Origin of the sequence: Leuconostoc sp. DB-1 (assembly GCF_013414845.1) — a bacterium.
GTDB lineage: Bacteria > Bacillota > Bacilli > Lactobacillales > Lactobacillaceae > Leuconostoc > Leuconostoc mesenteroides.
Genome location: NZ_JABFNJ010000001.1, coordinates 1,832,262 through 1,853,674, shown reverse-complemented (window position 1 = coordinate 1,853,674; position 21,413 = coordinate 1,832,262). Strand labels below are relative to the sequence as shown.

The 21,413-nt window shown below is 38.1% G+C and carries 21 protein-coding genes, 1 tRNA gene and 2 pseudogenes; 15 read left to right on the top strand and 9 right to left on the bottom strand.

Translation table 11 applies throughout. The features are described 5' to 3' along the window. Window positions 1-6 precede the first annotated feature (6 nt). From trpX to HFP47_RS09170, 4 genes are all read left to right on the top strand, one after another. Window positions 7-1,011, top strand: a complete 1,005-nt coding sequence (gene trpX, locus HFP47_RS09185) for a tryptophan ABC transporter substrate-binding protein (RefSeq protein WP_179876352.1) — start codon at window positions 7-9, stop codon at window positions 1,009-1,011. Next, window positions 1,008-1,907 carry an ABC transporter permease gene (locus HFP47_RS09180; RefSeq protein WP_002815468.1) on the top strand — a complete coding sequence of 300 codons (900 nt, stop codon included), beginning with the start codon at window positions 1,008-1,010 and terminating at the stop codon, window positions 1,905-1,907. The genes trpX and HFP47_RS09180 overlap by 4 nt, the downstream gene beginning before the upstream one ends. Further along, window positions 1,900-2,655, top strand: coding sequence for an ABC transporter ATP-binding protein (locus HFP47_RS09175; RefSeq protein WP_014324152.1), 756 nt, complete (start codon window positions 1,900-1,902; stop codon window positions 2,653-2,655). The genes HFP47_RS09180 and HFP47_RS09175 overlap by 8 nt, the downstream gene beginning before the upstream one ends. 115 nt (window positions 2,656-2,770) lie before the next feature. Then, on the top strand, window positions 2,771-3,685 hold the full coding sequence (locus tag HFP47_RS09170; RefSeq protein WP_059442367.1) for an NAD(P)-binding domain-containing protein: 915 nt from the start codon (window positions 2,771-2,773) through the stop codon (window positions 3,683-3,685). A 39-nt stretch (window positions 3,686-3,724) separates the two neighbouring features. Here the strand turns inward: HFP47_RS09170 and HFP47_RS09165 are convergent, their stop codons facing one another. The 7 genes from HFP47_RS09165 to HFP47_RS09130 form a co-directional block, all read right to left on the bottom strand. Beyond that, window positions 3,725-4,681: an ABC transporter permease gene (locus HFP47_RS09165; protein ID WP_031296082.1), complete on the bottom strand. Its 957-nt coding sequence runs from the start codon at window positions 4,679-4,681 to the stop codon at window positions 3,725-3,727. Window position 4,682: 1 nt separating this feature from the next. Next, window positions 4,683-5,804 carry an ABC transporter permease gene (locus HFP47_RS09160; protein WP_042252489.1) on the bottom strand — a complete coding sequence of 374 codons (1,122 nt, stop codon included), beginning with the start codon at window positions 5,802-5,804 and terminating at the stop codon, window positions 4,683-4,685. After that, entirely contained in the window at window positions 5,804-7,360 is a 1,557-nt protein-coding gene (locus tag HFP47_RS09155; RefSeq protein ID WP_179876351.1) for an ABC transporter ATP-binding protein, read from the bottom strand. The genes HFP47_RS09160 and HFP47_RS09155 overlap by 1 nt, the downstream gene beginning before the upstream one ends. A gap of 177 nt (window positions 7,361-7,537) precedes the next feature. Further along, on the bottom strand, window positions 7,538-8,203 hold the full coding sequence (locus tag HFP47_RS10755; RefSeq protein WP_232683752.1) for a CPBP family intramembrane glutamic endopeptidase: 666 nt from the start codon (window positions 8,201-8,203) through the stop codon (window positions 7,538-7,540). A 704-nt stretch (window positions 8,204-8,907) separates the two neighbouring features. Next, on the bottom strand, window positions 8,908-9,105 hold the full coding sequence (locus HFP47_RS09140) for a hypothetical protein (RefSeq protein ID WP_011679054.1): 198 nt from the start codon (window positions 9,103-9,105) through the stop codon (window positions 8,908-8,910). A 171-nt stretch (window positions 9,106-9,276) separates the two neighbouring features. After that, complete coding sequence (locus HFP47_RS09135) at window positions 9,277-9,447, bottom strand: bacteriocin (protein ID WP_010288466.1); 171 nt, start codon at window positions 9,445-9,447, stop codon at window positions 9,277-9,279. A 104-nt stretch (window positions 9,448-9,551) separates the two neighbouring features. Continuing rightward, window positions 9,552-9,815 (bottom strand): helix-turn-helix domain-containing protein, encoded by a 264-nt coding sequence (locus tag HFP47_RS09130; RefSeq protein WP_010288464.1) that lies wholly within the window; start codon window positions 9,813-9,815, stop codon window positions 9,552-9,554. A gap of 172 nt (window positions 9,816-9,987) precedes the next feature. On the opposite strand from HFP47_RS09130, the gene HFP47_RS09125 reads away from it, so the two are divergent. Further along, complete coding sequence (locus HFP47_RS09125; protein WP_179876350.1) at window positions 9,988-10,710, top strand: helix-turn-helix domain-containing protein; 723 nt, start codon at window positions 9,988-9,990, stop codon at window positions 10,708-10,710. Window positions 10,711-10,766: 56 nt separating this feature from the next. Here HFP47_RS09125 and HFP47_RS09120 read toward each other — a convergent pair. After that, window positions 10,767-11,970, bottom strand: a pseudogene (locus tag HFP47_RS09120) (MFS transporter). 311 nt (window positions 11,971-12,281) lie between these two features. Between HFP47_RS09120 and HFP47_RS09115 the strand changes: the two are divergent. Beyond that, window positions 12,282-13,684 (top strand): annotated as a pseudogene (locus HFP47_RS09115) (TrkH family potassium uptake protein). 31 nt (window positions 13,685-13,715) lie between these two features. After that, window positions 13,716-14,381 (top strand): TrkA family potassium uptake protein, encoded by a 666-nt coding sequence (locus HFP47_RS09110; RefSeq protein ID WP_010286784.1) that lies wholly within the window; start codon window positions 13,716-13,718, stop codon window positions 14,379-14,381. A gap of 20 nt (window positions 14,382-14,401) precedes the next feature. On the opposite strand, the gene HFP47_RS09105 is transcribed toward HFP47_RS09110, so the two are convergent. Next, complete coding sequence (locus tag HFP47_RS09105) at window positions 14,402-14,698, bottom strand: helix-turn-helix domain-containing protein (protein ID WP_002815450.1); 297 nt, start codon at window positions 14,696-14,698, stop codon at window positions 14,402-14,404. A gap of 110 nt (window positions 14,699-14,808) precedes the next feature. Here HFP47_RS09105 and HFP47_RS09100 point away from each other — a divergent pair, with 110 nt between their 5' ends. The 8 genes from HFP47_RS09100 to HFP47_RS09065 all read left to right on the top strand — a co-directional run bounded on the left by HFP47_RS09100 (window position 14,809) and on the right by HFP47_RS09065 (window position 21,383). Then, the gene (locus HFP47_RS09100; protein ID WP_011679051.1) at window positions 14,809-15,189 is read left to right on the top strand and encodes a hypothetical protein; all 381 of its coding nucleotides are present in this window, start codon (window positions 14,809-14,811) and stop codon (window positions 15,187-15,189) included. Between the two features lie 2 nt (window positions 15,190-15,191). Then, window positions 15,192-15,698 carry a YbhB/YbcL family Raf kinase inhibitor-like protein gene (locus HFP47_RS09095; protein WP_011679050.1) on the top strand — a complete coding sequence of 169 codons (507 nt, stop codon included), beginning with the start codon at window positions 15,192-15,194 and terminating at the stop codon, window positions 15,696-15,698. 124 nt (window positions 15,699-15,822) lie between these two features. After that, window positions 15,823-16,863 carry an N-acetyl-gamma-glutamyl-phosphate reductase gene (gene argC / locus HFP47_RS09090; RefSeq protein WP_115230857.1) on the top strand — a complete coding sequence of 347 codons (1,041 nt, stop codon included), beginning with the start codon at window positions 15,823-15,825 and terminating at the stop codon, window positions 16,861-16,863. A 44-nt stretch (window positions 16,864-16,907) separates the two neighbouring features. Then, on the top strand, window positions 16,908-18,122 hold the full coding sequence (gene argJ, locus HFP47_RS09085) for a bifunctional glutamate N-acetyltransferase/amino-acid acetyltransferase ArgJ (RefSeq protein WP_025267644.1): 1,215 nt from the start codon (window positions 16,908-16,910) through the stop codon (window positions 18,120-18,122). 43 nt (window positions 18,123-18,165) lie between these two features. Beyond that, window positions 18,166-18,900 carry an acetylglutamate kinase gene (gene argB / locus HFP47_RS09080; RefSeq protein ID WP_179876349.1) on the top strand — a complete coding sequence of 245 codons (735 nt, stop codon included), beginning with the start codon at window positions 18,166-18,168 and terminating at the stop codon, window positions 18,898-18,900. A gap of 10 nt (window positions 18,901-18,910) precedes the next feature. Continuing rightward, entirely contained in the window at window positions 18,911-20,029 is a 1,119-nt protein-coding gene (locus tag HFP47_RS09075) for an aminotransferase class III-fold pyridoxal phosphate-dependent enzyme (RefSeq protein ID WP_102753329.1), read from the top strand. A 58-nt stretch (window positions 20,030-20,087) separates the two neighbouring features. Further along, a tRNA-Asn gene (locus HFP47_RS09070) sits at window positions 20,088-20,159 on the top strand. Window positions 20,160-20,558: 399 nt separating this feature from the next. After that, entirely contained in the window at window positions 20,559-21,383 is an 825-nt protein-coding gene (locus HFP47_RS09065) for an aldo/keto reductase (protein WP_179876411.1), read from the top strand. Window positions 21,384-21,413: the final 30 nt, after the last annotated feature.

Here is a 21,413-nt window from a genome sequence, read left to right as displayed (position 1 = left end):
AATATCATGAACAAACGACTTTTGTCGGCAATTACAATTATTGTTGCATTTCTAGCCGTAGCATTTATTGTTACTAGCAAACCAAACACACAAGAAAAAAAATCAACTTACGTGCCAACTGTTGGCATTTTACAACTAGTTACGCACCCTGCCCTAGATCAAATTCATCATGGTATTGTTGCGGGACTAAAATCTCAAGGTTACTCAGGTAAAAAGATTAAGATTGACTATCAAAATGCTCAGGCTGACCAATCAAATCTCAAAACAATGTCACAAAAATTTGCCAATGAGAATGCTGATTTAACAATCGGCATTGCCACACCAGCTGCCTTATCCTTAGCCAAAACAGCTGATGGTAATAATCCGGTTATCCTAGCCGGAATTACAGACCCAGCGGGGTCTGAATTAGTCAAAACAACGCAACGCCCGGGAAATAATGTGACCGGTGTTTCTGGTGACTCTCCTTTGCAGCAACATTTAGATGTGGTTCAACAAGTCGTTCCCAAAGCTAAAACATTAGGTATTATTTACACAACATCAGATCATGGTGGTGAATATAATGCTAAAAACATGGAAAAACTGGCTAAAAAAGCTGGCTACACTGTTAAAATGTACACTATTTCAACAACTAACGATATGCAACAAGTTGCCGAAACAATGGCCAGCCAAGTTGATGTTGTCTATGCACCACAAGATAACGGCGTTGCAAGTGCTATGAAAACACTCATTAACGTCACCAACCAAGAAAAAATTCCAGTTATCCCTGCCGTGGATACCATGGTGAAGGATGGTGGCGTCGCCACTGTATCCGTTAGCCAGTATGATATAGGTTATCAAGCCGGTGTCATGGCCGGACAAGTCTTAAAGGGCAAGAACACCGCAACCTACCCTGTCAAAACCATTACAAAGGGCGAAATGACCATCAACTTAAAGCAAGCCAAACTGCTAGGTATCAATTTGCCAGCAAGCATGGTTAAGGAAGCTGAAACTAAAGGAGAAGTCTTCAAATGAGTATGATTGTATCTAGTATTGGGCAAGGTCTCTTATGGGCCGTGCTCGGTGTCGCGTTGTTTCTCACATTTCGAATTTTAAACTTTCCTGATATGACCGTTGAAGGCTCTTTCCCTTTAGGTGCGTCAACAGCAGTAGCGATGATTGCTCACGGAATTGACCCATTTATCGCGACCATTGCCGCTTTCTTAGTCGGCACAATTGCTGGGTTAATTACTGGGTTACTTTATACCAAAGGAAAAATTCCTATTCTTTTATCTGGTATCTTAGTCATGACGGCAACATTATCTATTAATCTCCGTATTATGGGTTCAGCAAATATTTCATTGCTAAATCAAAAGTCGATTTTCTCTATCAAAATATTGCAGCACTTACCAAAATATTTTGACTCTGTTTTCTTAGGGTTGGTTATTATTGCTGTCATCACAGCAGGATTAATTTTTTTCTTGCAAACCGAATTAGGACAAGCCTTTATTGCTACCGGTGACAACCCTAACATGGCACAATCAATTGGGATTCAAACGGACCGCATGACAATCATGGGACTAATGTTGTCCAATGGTCTTATCGCCTTCGGAGGCGCTGTTATCGCACAAAATAATGGTTATGCTGACATCAACATGGGTATTGGCATTATCGTTATTGCTTTAGCTTCAATTATTATCGGCGAAGTTGTTTTCGGTGAATTAACATTAAATGAGCGTTTAGTTGCCGTTATTGTCGGTTCTATTCTATACCGTTTAGTCTTATTAGCTGTCCTACGACTTGGTTTTTCTACTAACGACATCAACCTTATTTCAGCTATCGTCTTAGCTGCTGCTATGATTTTGCCGCAACTGCGTCATGCGCTGAATCTCGATAAAATAATTAAGAAAGGTGTTACACCACATGACTAAACCAGTTTTCTCTCTTAAAGACGTCATTGTCACAGTTGGGGATAGTATTCAAATACTAAAGTCAATTAATTTCGATATTTACGACGGAGATTTCATCACGGTTTTGGGCACTAACGGTGCTGGTAAGTCAACACTATTTAACACTATTGCAGGTAACCTATCAGTAGCATCTGGTGAAATCTTGCATAACGGTAATAATATTGCTCATGAAACAGCCGTTAAGCGTACAAATTACATTGCTCGTGTCTTTCAAGATCCTAAAATGGGTACTGCGCCTAGAATGACGGTCGCTGAAAATCTACTTCTTGCTGAAAAGCGAGGTAGCAAGCGTACATTACGAAGTCGTGGATTAACACAAAAAAAATTGACTGAATATGCTGCATTAACCAAGGTCATGGGCAACAATTTAGACCGTCGTCTCAATACAGCAACCGGTGATTTGTCCGGTGGTCAGCGTCAAGCACTAAGTTTTCTAATGGCTACACGTGTTAAACCAGAGCTACTTTTGTTAGATGAACATACTGCTGCACTTGATCCCAAGACATCTGAGCAGCTGATGCTTGCAACAAATGAGCAAGTTACTGCAAATAATCTGACTGCCCTAATGATTACACACAATTTAGCCGATGCGTTGAAATATGGTAACAGGTTAATTATTTTAAATGCCGGTAATATTGTACTTGATGTGCGCGATGACGAAAAAAAAGCACTTGATGAGACGCAAATTTTAAAATACTTTGTCAGTTAATTTTTAACCTACCAAAACAGCAGTGACACTGAGACAGTACCACTGCTGTTTTCATTTACACTAATTATGTGTATAATCTAATTTGTAACACATAATATATTAACGAGGTACTCACATGAGAAAAATAGGTGTTGTTGGCATTGGACATGTTGGTGTAACGGTAGCCCACATCATTATTGCACAAGGATTAGCAGATGAAATTATTTTAGTGGATAAAAATCCAGAAAAACTTGCATCTGAAGAGCTTGATTTTCGTGATGCTGCCAGTCTATTAGATCATCATGTCGAAGTACACGCAGGAACAGTAACAGATTTAGCAGACGCTGAAGTTGTTATTTCTGCTCTAGGACACATCGAATTGATTAAGCCTGGTGGCGATCGTTTTACAGAACTAAAAGCTAATACCCCAGAGGTACAACAGGTTGGATCTGACTTAAAGCAAGCAGGCTTTAATGGTGTGCTCATTGTTATCTCAAATCCTGTTGACGTTATTACTGGTATCTATCAAAAAGCAACTGGCCTCCCAGCGAATCAAGTTTTTGGCACTGGAACTTACCTAGATACTGCACGCTTAAAACGTGCATTAGGTGATACATTAGCAATTGATCCTCGCGGAATTAGTGGTTATATGCTTGGAGAACACGGCGATTCACAATTTGCCGCTTGGTCTACCGTTAATGCATTAGGAAAAAATGCAGATGAATTAGTTAAGTTGTACGATATTAATCTAGATAAGGTTGCAGAGGCTGCACGTGTCGGGGGCTTTACCGTTTTTGCCGGTAAAAAATATACGAATTTTGCCATTGCTCATGCTGCTGTTTCTCTTGCAAAATTAGTTCTATCCAATGCACGCAGAGAAGCCATCGTTTCTCACTATGATGAACGTTTTGAAGGATATATTTCTACGCCAGCCATTATTGGCCGTGATGGTGTAACTGCTGAATTTGATCTACAACTTACCGATGAAGAAAAGGTACTACTACAAAAATCAGCTAATGCAATTGCTGAGAAAACAGCAGCTTACTTATAAATAAAAAAGCGAATCAAAAGATTCGCTTTTTTATGTGATTTAAGCTGCTTTAATATAGTTCACACCATCAGCCTTAGGCGGACGTGTTTTACCAAAGAAGAACACAAGCACAATGATTGTGAGTACGTATGGTGCTATTTGTAACCAAATTGAAGGAACATTTTTCAGTCCTGGTAACTGTGCCCCAATCACAGCAAGTGATTGTGACAAACCAAAGAACAACGAAGCACCCAAAGCACCTAATGGATTCCAACGACCAAAAATCATTGCGGCCATCGCCATAAAGCCTTGTCCAACAATTGTGCTAGCTGAATAGTTTAATGAAATTGACTGTGCTACAACTGCACCACCAATGCCACCAAGCAATCCAGAAATCATCACACCAGAATAACGCAAACGTGCAACATTTAAGCCAAGTGTATCGGCAGCTTGTGGATTCTCACCAACCGAGCGCAGACGTAAACCAAACTTTGTTTTAAAGATAATATACCATGATATCCCAGCAACAAGAATTGCTAACCAAGCTGGCCCAGATGTTTTTTCAAAGAATAATTGCCCTAATACTGGAATTTTTGATAATCCAGGAACCGTGGCATAACCAAAGTCTTGCCCGATGGACTCCGTTTGCCCCTTACCATATAAAACTTTAATTAAGAATACACCCAAAGCTGGGGCCATCAAGTTAATGACTGTTCCAGAAATAATATGATCCGCACGTAGTGTCACTGTAGCAACAGCGTGAATTAGCGAAAAAACAACCCCAACAATGGCACCAGCTAGCAAGCCTAACCAAGGTGTGGCAGCGCCAAGTTGTCCAGCAAATGTTAGGTTAAAGACGACTGCTGCAAAAGCGCCCATTCCCATAATTCCTTCCAGGCCGACGTTAACGACACCTGAACGTTCGGAAAAAGTGCCACCAATTGAAGTGAATATCAGAGGTGCTGAATAAACTAGTGTGCTAGATATAACAAGTGATAACATTGCCATGAGTGACATTTTATTCACCGCCTTTCTGCTGATTTGCTTTTGCCGCTTTTTTATTGGCTGCCTCTAACGCCGCTTTTTCGTCCATATCTTTAATTCGCTTTTGAATTAATAGAATCAAATAGCGCACACCAACAAAGAAAATAATTGAGGCTGTAACGATATCCACCAACTCAAATGGCACACCAGAAGACATTGGCATTCCTAATCCACCGATTTTTAATATAGAGAAAATTGCAGCAGCACCAAGTATACCAAGATAAGACCCACCGCCAAGTAAAGCAACAGCCATACCATCAAAGCCAATTGATGGTGACCCATTTTGCGTAAAGAAGTTCAGATAATTACCAAGTCCCTCAATGGTTCCCGCTAAACCTGCCAAACCTCCAGATATTGCCATAGCTATTGTAGCATTACGCTTTGCTGACATACCAGCATATCTAGCCGCATCAGGGTTTAAACCAACCGCACGAATTTCAAAACCAAGCGTTGTTTTCTTCATAACAAACCAAACAACAACAATCATTGCTAAAGCAATAAATATTCCCGCTGAAATGCTTGAACCTTGCGTCAAATCAGTCAACCATTTCATCTGGAGCGATGCATTGGCACCAACTTGTTTGGTTGTTTCTGCAGACTCCTTAATATTCTTAGACATCGTATTTTGCAAGATATCATTTCCTAAAAATAAGAAAATATAGTTCATCATAATCGTCACAATAACTTCACTAGCACCAAACTGTGCGCGTAGCCAACCAGGAATGAACCCAGCAATGGCACCCAGACCAGCTCCAATGATTAATGCGCTTGGTATCATGATGATAGCTGACATATCAGGAAAACTCAAAGCATACCAAACTGCCCCAACCCATCCGGCTAAAGCTTGACCTGATAAACCAATATTGAAGAATCCTGCAGACGAAGCCACTGCAAACCCTAATGCTGTCAAAATTAAAGGTGTCATTTGCGTCAATACACCACCAATATCCTGCATTGAACCAAATGCCGAACCAAGTAGCGCAACATAACCAGAAATTGGGTTATAGCCGAATACTAACATAATCACTGCGCCGACAATTAAACCGAATAAAACAGAAAACATTGCCACAGAAAGGTTATTCTTTTGTGCAATCATTAGGACCCCACCTCTTCTTTCAATGCCGCACGAGCTTCTGTTAAGCTCATACCTGTCATCAACAAGCCAAGCTCTTGTTTGTTTGTGTCTTGAGCGTCAACTATTCCGACAATTTTACCGTCATTAATAACAGCAATACGATCCGATAAATTAAGAATTTCATCTAGCTCAAAGCTAACGACCAATACGGCCTTACCAGCTGTACGTTGTGCGATTAAACGTTGATGAATATATTCAACCGCTCCAACATCTAACCCACGAGTTGGCTGGGCAGCAATCACAAGATCATTATCACGATTTAATTCACGTGCAACTACAGCTTTTTGTTGGTTTCCACCCGACATTGAACCAGCGGTCACATGAATACTGGCAGCTCGCACATCAAATTCCTGAACTAATTTGTCAGCTAATTTATCCATTTCAGCAGGTTGCAAGACACCTGATTTTGAAATAGGTTGTTTATAGTACGTTTGCAATGACAAGTTTTCAGACAATGTCATTTCAACTTCCATACCAAAACGCAATCTATCTTCAGGAATATGACCAACACCCGCTTCAGTAATATGACGCGGCTTTTTATTGGTGATATCCTCTCCTTTTAGCTTAACATGTCCTGCTTGTACCTTTGTTAATCCAGTAATTCCCTGGATTAGTTCTGTTTGGCCGTTCCCATCGATACCAGCTAAACCAACAATTTCACCTGCTCTCACATCAAGCGAAAAGTTTTTAACAGCAGCAACACGACGTGTATCTTGCACTTCTAAGTTATCAATCGACAATATCACTGCACCAGGTTGAGCTACTTCTTTTTCAGTTTTAAAACTAACTTCACGACCAACCATCAAGTCAGCTAATTCCTGAGAAGACACACCGGCAACTGGGAAAGTATCAATTGATTTACCGGAACGAATGACAGTCACCGTATCAGCAGCAGCACGTATTTCGTCAAGTTTATGCGTAATCAAGATAATTGATTTACCTTCTTGTGCTAAATTGTGCATGATGACAATTAACTCATCGATTTCTTGTGGTGTCAAAACTGCTGTTGGTTCATCAAAAATCAAAATATCAGCGCCACGATAAAGGGTCTTTAATATTTCGACACGCTGTTGTTGACCAACTGATATATCAGAAATCTTAGCCATTGGATCAACTGATAAACCATATTGATCTGACAAAGCTTGTATTTTCTTAGCAGCAGTTTTAGTGTCTAAGGACAATCCTTTTGTTACTTCTGAACCGAGAATAATATTTTCTGTTACAGTAAAGGCGTCAATTAACATAAAATGTTGATGCACCATTCCGATGCCTAATGCATCAGATTTTGAAGGCGAATCAACTGATACTTTTTTGCCATTAATCAGAATTTCACCGCTAGTGGGCTGCAGTAATCCTGTCACAATGTTCATTAACGTCGATTTTCCTGCACCGTTTTCACCAAGTAACGCGTGAATTTCACCTTGTTGGACTTGTAGGTTAATGTCATCATTGGCCGCAAAATCACCAAATTTTTTGATAATATGTCGCATTTCAATGACTGGTGTTGATTCGGTCATATACTCTCTGCTTCTTTCTATATAGGTTGTAAAAATTCCGCGGACAAAAACTGTTCGCGGAATTTTCCTTAAATAATATTATACCATGTTCTCTAAACACGTATGTTGCAATCATTTTACCTATTGATTAGAGCAAATTGAGGTAACTCCCACTTATCACGATTATTTTTCCTTATTCTACAAGCCAACCGTTGCCATCAAGTTATGTGCCATATGAAACATTACTGAATATTGTAACTTTTTGGTCACTAAGCGAACAATCATCAACAATACACCTGCGGTTAAATAAACCGTCCATTGCTCCGGTGTCGATGGCCCATGGACTGCCGCAAAAACAAACGTTGGCCAAATGAACTGTACAACTTTCCCTAAAGGCTTTGCCTCTTCAAATATAATGCCACGAAAGGAAATTTCTTCAATTATTGGCGCAATAATAATAGTATTCAGTTTAAATAATAATGCTACTATCCCACCTTGCTGAAACATACTTTCAATCATTTTTTGATTTAAACTAATATCTTGATTTTGTCCAAATATAGCCGGTATTATCAAATCCATCAGAACTCTTGTTAGGACCAACATGATAATAATAAATCCTATTTTTTTCAGATTAATTCGTTCAAAAATAGCAGTTGTCTTTGATGCTAAGTAACGATAGCCAAAATATGAAACAACACCCCCAAGTATAATTGACAATAACACGAACCACCCGTTAGACTTATCTATAAATACACAGGCCGGAGGTATGTCTAAAATAATATCAATTAATACTGTTACTAAAACTAATTCAATAAGTTGTCCTACCTTTTTCGATATGACAGTTATTGCACGATTAAATATCATTGATTACCCTTTCAATAATTAGTTAAGTTAGTACTACAGACTCAGTTTAGATAGCAGGGGGCATGTGTACCATATTGTCGTCTAATTTATATATGCACATGTTTTGGATGAATCCACAAAATTAAGTCAATGACAAGGCCACCACGGATAAATAACATAATAGTTCCCTTTAGTGTGGCCCTTTATAGCGTTAAAATACTATGTTCGTTTACACTCAAATTGTTAAATATTAAAGTAAAATCCCACATGGTATACGATGAATGCCTATATTTTGGAAGGTTGAAGAATAACCTTATTCTTAAATGCTTATCGACTAATATTACCGAAAAAATCTTGTAATCTAGCATATATTCTGTATTGTCTTAGCCTTAATGAATAAAGTATATACAGCCCTACCAATTTAGTAAAATATGGTGGTTCCAACACCTCTAAAATTTATTTAATCCTTACTTCACTCAATCATATGATCAACATTACTCTACCTACATCAATGCAAATTATATACCAGCAAACATCCCCAATAAAACATAGTCAACATTATTGAATCATGTCCACGCAAGATTTTGCAAAAGAATTATATGAAGATTTACTAGTTTGACAGGATATATCTTAAATTTAAACACAAAAACATGTTTATAGTTAGGATCTCAACTTGCTATGATATTTATCTAAAAACCAAGCTTATTTTTTTCGTTGAGACAAAATTACCACTTGTTTCCAGTAAAGCATCGTTGATGACTTCTAGTATGAGCTCTTGCCACAGTTGTTCCAGCATAAACAACTGTATTCACTGTTTTATGCAGTCCTGAGCCAAAGCCCTCCCAAGAATCATCTGTTGAACCTCCACTAATCATCATTAGCTTTTCCGAGTTCAATACATTACGTTGCGTTTTAAAATCCATTTTTACTTCTCCTTGAATAAAAATATAAAATTTGTAACAAAAATATTACACCAGTAAACTTCATTGCATCGTACCATCCGTAGAAGAAACTTTCTTCTGAGACAAAGTTTAACCCAATACGTGCTAGAAAAACACCAATCATTATGCTTAATCCGTTATACACATAATTCTTTACCACTTACTATTACCTGCTTTTCTCCATCCTGACCGAATTTGATCCAAATGGTTCCACGCATCTTTTGCAACATAAGTTGCTCCACCAGCGATAATTGGAACTACAATTGGCAATAGTGGAAATCCCCCCGAAACTTTTGCTAATTCTTGTTCTGACAACTTTTCCATAAATAGTTATTCTCCTTTCGTAATATATTCATATTATATAAAATAAGTTCCTTAAAAATTGAGACATTTTGTCCATACAACTAGCTTTCCCGTCCAATATCTTTTCATTTAAAAATTAAATTATTTACATTTGTATGCAATACTTTGGATAATTGAATTATTGTATCAATGTCCGGTATTCTCGATCCAGTCTCATATTTTGCTATTGTTGACAAGCTGATGTTCAACTCATCTGCTAAATCTGCTCTTCTGTACCCTAATTCTAATCTCAATCGTCTGAGATTATATGCAATATCTTCTGATTCGCCCCCAATAACTGTGGCTATATCTGCCTCACTCAATCGGCAAAACTCATGGTTCTCGATCATTATGCTCCCCTCCTCTGTAGAATTATAACAAAACCGCTTTATATGAATTTCAATAATTAGCAGTTTAAAAAGTGACATTTTTTAGTGATTATCCAGACATTTTATGATAAAATATTGGATTCATTCCAAATATGTTATATCATGGTATCAAAGAATTATTTTGGAGACTATTATGGAGATTGGTAATAAAATTAAAGCGCTCCGTAAAAAAAACGGACTAACACAACAGCAATTCGCTGAAAAACTATATATTTCATTTCAATCTGTCTCTAATTGGGAACGTCACAAAGGGCACCCTACAACAGAAATGATGCTCTTAATTATTGAAAAGTTTGATTTACCTCTAGATTTTTTTATTATTCCACCGACTAATCCGTGTGAAGACAATGATGAAGGGCTAATTTTACTATCTTTCTTAGCCAATATGCATTCAAACAGAGAAGATAAGCCTAGTCTCAAACAACTAGAAAAAACTTCTGGTATCGCTATCCAGAAAATTAAACAATATTATCCCTCATATGATGATTTATTTTATGCTGTAATCAATCGGATTGACAAAGACGTTAAAATCAAGGTAGAAACAAGCTTGTCAACCAATGATAATCTTATATCAGTTTTTATCAACGACATGGCACCGATGCTCTACGAAAAGAAAGAAGAATTACACCTTTTATATACGCGCCCATACATTAGAAATATTTGGATTACATTTATCAAATCCAAATATTTATCGCTAATTACACGATATAATCCCAAGTTGGCTGCTGACATTCTAACCACAGAATACTTAATTGAAATGCTCACATCGTTTATTTCTGTCTGGATGAGCCAACCTGAACCAGAGCCACTAGTTGATTTTCAGAACCGGATGAAAAAGTATCTGTCCAACTTATAACAAACACAAAAAAAGCAAGACATGTTAGTCTTGCTTTTTTGTATTTGTTTATGAAATTATTGTTTCTGCACTTGTTGCGAATGATAAAAATTAAAGACTACAATAAACAAATTCAAACCAGCCACAGCCAACAAACTCAACATCACACCTTGCAAATGTTGTGCGGCAAAGTGACCAGTGACAATTGGCATAACAAAAAATGCAATGCTACCAAAGAAAAAATAGAGACCGGTCAAACGGCCTGAAAACTTTGGATCTGAGGCTATTAATTGACTCAATCCCAACTGTAGCGCTCCTCCTGCGGCTGAAAAACCAAAAATAAAGCAACCGAAACTAGCACTGATTGTTTCTTGGCTCAAAACGACAATAACTAATCCAACTATTGTCCCTATCGCTGTGATCATTAACAATATCTTTTCGCTGATCCATCCCCGGTTGGTCAATAAAAACAAAGTACCCACGCCCATGAGTGAGCCAATACTGTAAAAAGACATTAGCACATGCGAACTAACCGTTGAAAATGATTGTACAATGTGAAAATATCGCGTGACCCACTGAGTAAAATGAATCATCACCCACATTGCACTGAATCCATAAATCATAAATAATATTTTTGTAATATTCCAATGCCATGTACCCTTATTGGTAGCTCTCTTGCCCCCTTTTGAGGTACGAATAGTGTAAAAACCAGCTGCATTAATTGAGGTCATGATAATTAAGTTTACTACCAGAATAGCCGTGGCAACCCAAAATAACCAACCAAACCAAATATGTTGATTAATCAACATGACTAAAATAATCGGTAATATCCCCTCACCCAATGAAATCATTGCTTTAATCAGTACATTCCCACTGGATTTACCATGATTCATTTCTAATAATGTGGGGTAGGCCACAGAATCTAATGCCGCGTTGGCTAGTCCTGCCAGCGTGGTTATGACAACGGCGAAAAATATATTCTTTGTTAATGGTAAAATAGAAAAAATATTAAATACATGAACATAGCCATCATTAATAATTTTTTCTATCAACGTGATCAGACAATTCTCCCAAAATTGGATAAGCAATTAGCTTTCCAATACCAATTGCTGAAACGACAGCAGTTGTACCAGCAATTGAGGCATTCCACAATTCACTTAATTGTTGCACGGTCTGCGCTAAAATAATTAAAGCAAATCCCTGTACAATATAGGTCAAATAAATAGCAATACGTACACTAATATTATTCCTCTGATCTTTATTTTGCATTAATCGAATCATACTTGATATGTCCCCTTAAATAATTCATGGCATTCGTGTTTATTTTTTATCTGGAAATGATAAATATAAGTTACAATTATAATAATCTAACAATTTTATCATAATTTTCGAACATTTTATATTAACATTAGTGACGTCATTTGTAAACCGTCATCATTATCGTGAAATCATACTTTAAAATAGCTAATCTTAATCAGCTCATCATCCAAAAATATCCGATTTTACAACCCACAGTGTATAATTGAACAAAGGTAATATACCTCTCTATTAAACAACAATCTATTTTGAGAAAGAACCCTACAAAAATAAATATGTCTAGAAAAATCGATTTACCAACTGCAGCTGAAATGCAAAAATTTCATGACAAATCGCAACGCCATACTTTTTGGTCACGCATATCAATGCCACAACGATTGTCATTAGGCTTTTTAACAGTCATTACAGTCGGTGCGCTATTGCTAATGCTGCCCCTTAGTTATCATGGTAATGTGGGTCACACCTTCATGGATGGCTTATTTACAGCAACTTCAGCAGCCTCGGTTACTGGCCTCACAGTTGTCGACACAGCAACCCACTGGACCACCTTTGGTCAAATCGTCATCATGGTTTTGATTGAGATTGGCGCACTAGGATTCATGTCGTTTTCAGTGCTGTTATTTACGGCCACCCGAAAAAAATGGATTTAAGAAGTAAAATGATGGTTCAAGAAGTCTATAACTTGGAAAGCCTCTATGATACACGGGTGGTCTTTGGGTATGTTATTAAACTATCAGTTATTATTCAAAGTATCGGTGCAGTGTTGCTAGCGCCTTTCTTTATAAATGACTTTGGTTGGAAACATGGTATGTTTTATGCTGTATTCCACGCCATTTCAGCATTTGGTAATTCAGGTTTCTCAATTTTACCTCACGGGACAGCTGCTTATAATAATCAACCCTGGATTCTACTAATTATTGCCTTCCTAATTATTGCTGGTTCTCTCGGGTTCTTAGTCTGGCGTGATCTACTCATATATCGGACAACACATCGCCTAACATTACACTCCAAGCTAGCACTTGTTATGACAGGTGTTCTAATTGTAGGTGGTTGGTTGTTGTTTGAATTGACCGAACGTAATATGAACTCTGTTCAAGACATTCAACCTATAAACCGCATTTTCGATACATTATTTATGTCTATTTCATATCGTACCGCGGGATTCGCACAATTTGGTTTCGATTCAATGAGCTCAGCAACCGTGTTATTAACCATGATGTTAATGTATATTGGTGGTACACCAGGATCAACTGCTGGTGGTATCAAAACCACTACGCTTGGTGTGTTGATTTTACAAACACACGCTGCTTTACGTGGGAAAAAGGATGTTGTATTTTCGCATCGTCGCTTATCACACGAAAACATTGTTCGTGCACTGCTATTAGTTTTCGTATCGCTAGCATTCTTAGGCATCTTATCATTTCTATTAATGCTTACTCAAGAGCACACTGCACATTATGGGCTAGAATACATTATTTTTGAGGTGGTCAGTGCTTTTGCTACAACTGGCTTAACTCTTGGCCTGACCCCACATCTAACAACCTTTGGACAACTTATTATCATGCTTGCAATGTTCATTGGTCGTGTCGGAATCTATACCGTCATGTTCTCCATTCTAAATGTACATGATGATAAAGCACCCTTCCGATACCCAGAAGAATCCGTTATCATTGGATAGCGTTTTGCAACCATAGTTAGGAGAAATAAAAATGAGACAAACCTATGCCATTATAGGCCTCGGACGTTTTGGCGGCGCCCTTTTAGAAACATTGGTTGCCAATGGGCAAGATGTTTTAGGCATTGATATTAGTGAAGAACATGTTAATGATTATCGTGATATCGCAACACAAGTTGTCATTGCAGATGCTCAAGAAGATGAAGTGTTACGCAAACTAGACATTGCTAGTTTTGATCATATTGTGATTGCCATTGGTCATAATATGCAAGCCAGCATTCTAGCGACCATCAACGCCAAAGATCTTGGTGCTAAGAATGTTATTGCTAAGGCTGAAAATCGCACCCATCTGCGTGTGCTCACAAAAATAGGCGCAGATGTCGTCGTACAACCTGAACGCGAAATGGGCGAACGAGTGGCACGCAAACTTCTTGCGCCTAATATGTTAAACTTCATTGAACTATCTGATGACTATTCAATGGCAGAGGTTCAAATTGTAAACCCCGCCTTTTATGGTCGATCAATTAGTAACTTGAATATTCGTAAAAAATTTGGATTAAATGTTATTGCTGTTCGCCATGATGGGGATGTTATCGTGGCACCGGATTCAACCTACAAACTACATGAGAAAGACATTGTCTCGGTAGTGGGCCCTAAAGATATGGTAGACGATTTTGACCAACTAACAAACAATAAATAACCATCCACACCAAAACCGCGTCATTCCTCTTCATCAATTTTATTGATTTTATCGAAGACTCTAAATAAGTTTTCCATCTCAGTCAATCGATATTTCTTTGAATGACGATCAAAAATAATCTCAGATTTAATTGGCTCACCGATTTGCAAATCATGCAAAAAAGTTCGGATTTCGGAGATATCGCGTTGGACAGTTTTTCGGCCAATAAAAAACATGTCCTCAATTTCTTCAATTGAGAGCGCTCGATGGCTTATCAATGCTGAATAAAGCCGTAAGATACGTTGTTTGTCATTAAATACCGTTTTATGTGCTGCCATAATTTTCCCCGATCCAAAAACTATTTTTATTGTATCAGATAAAACGTTTGTTCGCCATTAAACGAACATGAAAAATTACTATATATTTATACTTGAAAGGATTTCTAATTATGTCTTTCTTTAACATTTTCAAAAAGAAAAAAACGACAGAAAAAAATATTGACGCAGCAAATGAACCGATTACTTGGAAAAATACGACCAATGCATCTGACTTTTTTGAGGGGTATAATATAGCTATAACTGACCTTGAGTCTAACGGTGAAGTTGCCGCAGCCGAGACCCTCCGCGCTGATAAAACACAACTCCAGCTTGATTTTATTGAACGATTCGAAAAGGAAATACACTCAAAAACTGCTGGCATACAAGACATAGATACCCGCACAAAGATTGTTATTGATGCCATTTCATCCATTCGTAAATATAATTCTGAAATGCCCATCGCTGTTCGCACACGTTTGGCACAGGCCAAGAAAAACTTAATAGGAGAATGATCATGAAAATAGATGTCACACTTGATAACGGTTTTATACCAGATAAGTATGCAAAATATGCACCTGCTAATTATCGTACCAATGATATGCCAACTACTAATTTCCCAGTCGAAATATCCAACACGCCGGCTGGTACCCAATCATTGTCTGTCAGTTTAATCGACTACGATGCCGTTCCTGTATGCGGTTTCCCCTGGATTCACTGGTTAGCGGCAAACCTCCCTGTAACTAATATTCCTGAAAATCTTCGTGCTACCAAACGCGGTACATTTGGTACAAATTCAACTTGGCATGATGTGCAAAAGTTAGGACACCCAGCCAATGCTAGCATAAATCAATCTTATATTGGCCCAATGCCTCCTGATAAGACTCATAACTACACACTAACTGTATTCGCCTTAGATACTAAATTGGACCTGCAGAACGGATTTTTCCTCAATGAATTACGTTCCAAAAGCATGGAACACGTACTTGATATAGCAATTCTTGAATTACCTGCACGAGCTTAACACTTCGTATGAAGTGTTTTTTTATACATTAAATTTAAAATATCCAATTCCGTTTTGCATATTTATTGTATTTAAATGCTTATTGGTTTAATATTTAAAACATCAAACACAAGGAGGACACACCATGACAGACAAAATTATAAAAATTGCTATCGTTGGCATTACAGGATACGGCGGTCTTGAATTATTGCGACTGCTTTACAATCACCCTAATGCTAAGGTTGTGTCCATACATAATACCCAAACAGAAAACACTGACATTAGCGAACAGTTTCCGCATCTAAAATCAATGTATAATTTAACGCCTACGACGTTCGACCCAATGCATATTATGCAAGAAGCGGATCTTGTATTTTTTGCAACATCCAGCGGCGTTTCCAAAGATTTAGCTCAGGACTTTATTCAAGCTAAGTTTCCCGTCATTGATCTATCTGGTGATTTTCGTCTTCCCGCTGATGTTTATAAAAAATGGTACAAAAACGAACCAGCCTCTGACGAAGCGATTCAACAAGCACACTACAGCTTAGCAGATTTTTATGACAATAAAGTAACTTACATTGCCAATCCTGGTTGTTATGCCACGGGCACACTTCTTGCTCTTGCCCCTCTTGCACAAAACCACCTGCTTGATAAAGATAACATCATCATTGATGCTAAAAGCGGATTATCTGGTGCTGGCAAATCCCTGACATTAGCGAGTCATTTTGTTAACGTTAATGAAAACTTCACCATGTATAAGGCCAACCATCATCAACACATTCCTGAAATTACCCAGCAACTGCAACAATGGCAATCCGATATTGCTCATATTCAATTCACCACATCCCTACTACCAATTAATCGCGGCATTTTTGTCAGTGCTTATGTCAAGATAAACGACAACAGCCAGGCCGAAAAAATTCAGGAATTATACACTACAACGTATGCAAATAAGCAATTTGTACGTGTCATGCCCAAAAATCAATTACCAAGCATCAAACAGGTTATCGGTACTAACTTTACTGATATCGGACTAACATACAATCCTGATACCAAATACCTCACCATTGTTAGTGTTCTTGACAATATGATCAAAGGCGCTGCTGGACAAGCTATCCAAAACATGAATCATATGTTTGATCTAGAGGAAAGCACAGGACTTCATTTAATTGCTCAATACGCATAATATTCATTATACTAACGTCTAAAAATATACTTAGGAAAATCCTTATGACAGAATTATTAAATCAAATTACAACACTATCAATAGCTGACATTGCTGCTCCCATAGGATTTCATGCGGATGGCCAACACGTTGGTCTCAAGCACAAATCAAAAGATCTCGGTTGGATTTACAGTGACGTGATAGCTAGTGTGGCCGGCGTTTTTACAACGAATCAAGTGCAGGCCGCTCCAGTTCAACTGGATAAAAAAACGATTCGAAATGGTCAATTGCAAGCCATTATTGTTAATTCTGGAAATGCTAATGCTGTCACCGGTAGCATTGGTGTGTCACATGCGGAATCTATGCAAGAGTTTACTGCACAACAACTAAACATCGATACCAGCCTGGTTGGCGTCGCTTCTACCGGTATTATTGGCAAAGTACTGCCAATCGATAAGATTATCAACGGCATCAAAAAGTTAAAGATTGATGGTGACACAAACGGGTTTGCGCACGCCATTATGACTACTGATACTAAGGAAAAATCAATTACCATTCAATCCACTATTCAGGGCAAAATTGTCACAATGAGCGGTGTGGCAAAAGGTTCGGGCATGTTGCATCCGAATATGGCTACCATGCTTGGATTTATAACGACCGATATTAACATTGATGCTAAACTTTTACAGCAAGCACTTTCAGAAGATGTTGAGACAAGTTTTAATCAAATTACAATCGATGGTGACACATCAACTAATGACACTGTCTTAGTAATGGCAAACGGTTTAGCTGGTCATAAAATGATTGAGAATCATACAGCTGAATATGAGCAATTCAAAGACATGTTACACACCGTAACTACCGCCCTTTCGATTGCTATTGCTAATGATGGTGAAGGCGCCACTAAATTAATTGCTGTTGCTGTAAATCATGCGCAAAGTGCTCTTGATGCGCGAATGGTTGCTAAAAAAATTGTCGGTTCCTCATTAGTAAAAACAGCTATTTTTGGTAAAGATCCTAATTGGGGCCGCATTATCGCTGCTATTGGAGCCAGCAATGTCGATCTTAACCCAAATCTTATTGATATTAGCATTAATAAAATCGCTGTATTAGTAAATGGTGCCCCTGCAGATTTTGATGCCGATACCATGGCAGAAAAACTTGAGGAGCATGACATTCACATTGATGTCGATTTACATGCCGGTACTGAATCCGGTTGTGCTTGGGGTTCAGATTTAACATACGAATATGTAAAAATTAATGCACTTTATACAACGTGAGAATTCATTCTCATCTTGTTCGTTTTATGGGAGATAAAGTCTAATGAAAAAAATAGTCATCAAAATTGGTGGCAACGCCGCCACTCAACTTACACCTGCCTTTTTTGATACTATCAAATTTTGGCAAAAACAACATTATAAAATTGCAATTATTCATGGCGGTGGTGACACTATTTCTGCCTTAATGTCACAACTTAATGAACCTGTTCAGAAGATAAACGGTATTCGTTTTACAACACAAAATGGTATCAACATCACAAAAATGGCACTCCTTGGTCAGGTACAACCTGCGCTACTTGAAGCTTGCCGTGTCAACGGCCTATCTGTAATTGGATTAAATGCTGCAAGTGATCAACTGTTAACTGGTCACACAATTGATCAAGACACATTCGGATACGTTGGCAACATTCACCAAGTGAATACTAAATTAATTCATAACCTTTGGGAAAAAAATCTCATTCCTATTATTGCTCCGATGGCAATTACTAATAGTGGTCAGTGGTTAAATGTTAATGCGGATCACGCAGCGACAGCTCTGGCTAAGTATCTAAAGGCTGACGAATTATATCTATTAACAGATGTTTCTGGTGTGAAAATTAAGGGAAACGTTTTACAAAATCTAACTTCCAAAACGATGGAAGAATTACAAAAAAAACAGATGATTACCGGTGGCATGATTCCAAAAGTAAACAGTGCCTTATTTGCAGCACGTCATGGCGTGCGCGCTGTTCATATTACAAATACAGTCACCCATCCCGGTACTATTGTCACAATTTGAGGTATATCACATGACGCTATTTCCAAACTATCAACGTGCCCCACTAACATTTAAGAAAACTAAAAATGCCACCTGGACTGACCGTAAGAACAATGAGTACACAGACCTATCCAGTGGTATTGGTGTCTATAATGTTGGCGCAAATAATGATGCTGTTGAGTCAGCACTTATTGCTCAAGCTAAAGAAATCTGGCACTTGCCTAATTTATACGAAAATGAATTGCAAGAAACTGTGGCAGCAAAATTAGGTGGTGAAGATTATACCACTTATTTTGCTAATTCAGGAGCGGAAGCTAACGAAGCGGCAATTAAGTTAGCCCGTTTAGTGACTAAGCGGGAAACAATCATTACTTTCAAAAACTCTTTTCATGGTCGTACTTATGGTGCTATGTCAGCAACTGGACAAGATAGCATTCATTATGGATTACCTATGTTAGATGGGTTCCAGTATGCAGAATTTAATGACATTAATAGTTTAAAAGAACTCCTTAATAAAGACGTTGCTGGCGTAATGCTTGAGCTTGTTCAAGGCGAAGGAGGTGTCATTCCTGCGCATCAAGATTTTGTTACAGAACTAATTCAAATAGTTCATGATAATGGGTCTTTAGTCATGATTGATGAAGTACAGACTGGCATGGGACGCACGGGGAAAAAGTTTGCATTTGAAAATTATCATTTTCAACCGGATATTTTTACGAATGCCAAAGCATTGGCTAACGGTGTCCCTGTGGGTGCAATGCTTGCTAAAAACGAATTTGCCAGTTCATTTTCATATAATGCACATGGTTCAACATTTGGTGGGAATCCACTGGCTATGAGTGCTGCTAGTGCAACGCTAGACGAATTATCTTTAATTCTGCCTAATATTTCAGAAAAAATTAATCTTTTTTGGCAGGAATTGGCAGCCTTCAAAGAGTTAAGGAACGTTGTTGAAGTACGTGGCCTTGGTATGATGGCCGGTATTGAATTAAATATACCTGTAAAGCAAGTTGTTGCTGACTTATTGGATGAAAAAATTGTTACTTTGGGTGCGGGGCACAATACGCTTCGTTTGTTACCGCCACTGACAATATCAGAATCACAGCTCACAACAGCACTACAAAAAATTAAGCAGTTACTTTCGCAATAAACTGTTGACAAGATATTCCAACGTTGATATACTTTAATAGTTGATTAATTCAGCTAATTGCTCCATAGTTCAGTGGTAGAATAACGCACTGTTAATGCGCAGGTCCTTGGTTCGAATCCAAGTGGAGCAGTCTGAAAAAAAGCACCAAAATCGATAAGGTTTTGGTGCTTTTTTAGTTACTTTGAAACAGCTAGATTTTTTCATCACTCAAAACGAAACCCCCGCATCCAAAGATACGGGGGAGAGAAGAGAATTATAATTTGAGAGAATAATAATAGATTGAGTGTATCTTTTTTAGGGGGCTTCGCTAATTTGACAAATTAAGTATCATTGTCAATATAATCACTGTACTGCACTAACATTAAACCAGTGTTAAAATAATTATTTTTCTCCGTGCACTAAAAATCAATTAGTGAGGCTGACATGTTATACTGATGGTAACTGGTGCTATCAAAACAACACCGTATAATAAAAGGCTCACGGAGGTAAATAACATGTCCTTGTAGATACATATAAGCTAACCAACGGCATCGAAATTCCCATAATTGGGTTTGGAACTTGGCAAAGTGCAAACGGTACAGAAGCTTATCAGTCTGTACGTTGGGCTCTAGAAGCAGGTTATCGCCACATCGATACAGCGGCTGTATATGGTAATGAAGATTCTGTCGGTCGTGCCATAAAAGATTCTGGTATTCCACGTGATGAATTGTTTGTGACGACTAAACTTTGGAACGATGCGCACACATATGAAAGAGCTATACAAGCGCTTGACACATCCCTCAGCAAGCTTGGCTTAGATTACGTTGATTTATATTTAATCCATTGGCCCAATCCTGCTGTCCTTCAAAAACAAGGAAAGGATGCCTGGATTGATGCAAACGCGGATACTTGGCGTGCTTTGGAAGACGAATATAAAATAGGAAAAACGACAGCCATTGGCGTGTCGAATTTCCAAATTGAACATCTAGAAGCGCTAGCTAAAACACAGACCATAGCACCCATGGTTAATCAAAACTTTTTAAACCCTTCTGATAACCAACAAGAATTAGTTGACTATGATAAAGATCATGGCATGCTTAACGAAGCCTATTCCCCACTAGGTACAGGAAAGCTCGTTGATTTACCACAAGTCGTTAGTCTGAGTGAAAAATACAATAAATCGGTACCGCAAATATTAATTCGTTGGTCCTTGGATAAGGGATTTTTACCTTTACCAAAATCAACACATGAAACATACATTAAAGCAAATGCCGATGTATTCGACTTTGCTCTAACATCAGCAGAAATTGAATCATTAGATTCACTCACTGGCGTGGGTGGATTCCATACTGATGCTTCCTCAGCCGATTTTTAAATAAAAAACACGAACGTAATGTGAGTTCGT

What these genes read in the sequence shown, in the direction of transcription:
- trpX (WP_179876352.1), top strand. Translation starts at nt 7, where the DNA reads ATGAACAAACGACTTTTGTCGGCAATTACAATTATTGTTGCATTTCTA.
- HFP47_RS09180 (WP_002815468.1), top strand. Translation starts at nt 1,008, where the DNA reads ATGAGTATGATTGTATCTAGTATTGGGCAAGGTCTCTTATGGGCCGTG.
- HFP47_RS09175 (WP_014324152.1), top strand. Translation starts at nt 1,900, where the DNA reads ATGACTAAACCAGTTTTCTCTCTTAAAGACGTCATTGTCACAGTTGGG.
- HFP47_RS09170 (WP_059442367.1), top strand. Translation starts at nt 2,771, where the DNA reads ATGAGAAAAATAGGTGTTGTTGGCATTGGACATGTTGGTGTAACGGTA.
- HFP47_RS09165 (WP_031296082.1), bottom strand. Translation starts at nt 4,681, where the DNA reads ATGTCACTCATGGCAATGTTATCACTTGTTATATCTAGCACACTAGTT.
- HFP47_RS09160 (WP_042252489.1), bottom strand. Translation starts at nt 5,804, where the DNA reads ATGATTGCACAAAAGAATAACCTTTCTGTGGCAATGTTTTCTGTTTTA.
- HFP47_RS09155 (WP_179876351.1), bottom strand. Translation starts at nt 7,360, where the DNA reads ATGACCGAATCAACACCAGTCATTGAAATGCGACATATTATCAAAAAA.
- HFP47_RS10755 (WP_232683752.1), bottom strand. Translation starts at nt 8,203, where the DNA reads ATGATATTTAATCGTGCAATAACTGTCATATCGAAAAAGGTAGGACAA.
- HFP47_RS09140 (WP_011679054.1), bottom strand. Translation starts at nt 9,105, where the DNA reads ATGGATTTTAAAACGCAACGTAATGTATTGAACTCGGAAAAGCTAATG.
- HFP47_RS09135 (WP_010288466.1), bottom strand. Translation starts at nt 9,447, where the DNA reads ATGGAAAAGTTGTCAGAACAAGAATTAGCAAAAGTTTCGGGGGGATTT.
- HFP47_RS09130 (WP_010288464.1), bottom strand. Translation starts at nt 9,815, where the DNA reads ATGATCGAGAACCATGAGTTTTGCCGATTGAGTGAGGCAGATATAGCC.
- HFP47_RS09125 (WP_179876350.1), top strand. Translation starts at nt 9,988, where the DNA reads ATGGAGATTGGTAATAAAATTAAAGCGCTCCGTAAAAAAAACGGACTA.
- HFP47_RS09110 (WP_010286784.1), top strand. Translation starts at nt 13,716, where the DNA reads ATGAGACAAACCTATGCCATTATAGGCCTCGGACGTTTTGGCGGCGCC.
- HFP47_RS09105 (WP_002815450.1), bottom strand. Translation starts at nt 14,698, where the DNA reads ATGGCAGCACATAAAACGGTATTTAATGACAAACAACGTATCTTACGG.
- HFP47_RS09100 (WP_011679051.1), top strand. Translation starts at nt 14,809, where the DNA reads ATGTCTTTCTTTAACATTTTCAAAAAGAAAAAAACGACAGAAAAAAAT.
- HFP47_RS09095 (WP_011679050.1), top strand. Translation starts at nt 15,192, where the DNA reads ATGAAAATAGATGTCACACTTGATAACGGTTTTATACCAGATAAGTAT.
- argC (WP_115230857.1), top strand. Translation starts at nt 15,823, where the DNA reads ATGACAGACAAAATTATAAAAATTGCTATCGTTGGCATTACAGGATAC.
- argJ (WP_025267644.1), top strand. Translation starts at nt 16,908, where the DNA reads ATGACAGAATTATTAAATCAAATTACAACACTATCAATAGCTGACATT.
- argB (WP_179876349.1), top strand. Translation starts at nt 18,166, where the DNA reads ATGAAAAAAATAGTCATCAAAATTGGTGGCAACGCCGCCACTCAACTT.
- HFP47_RS09075 (WP_102753329.1), top strand. Translation starts at nt 18,911, where the DNA reads ATGACGCTATTTCCAAACTATCAACGTGCCCCACTAACATTTAAGAAA.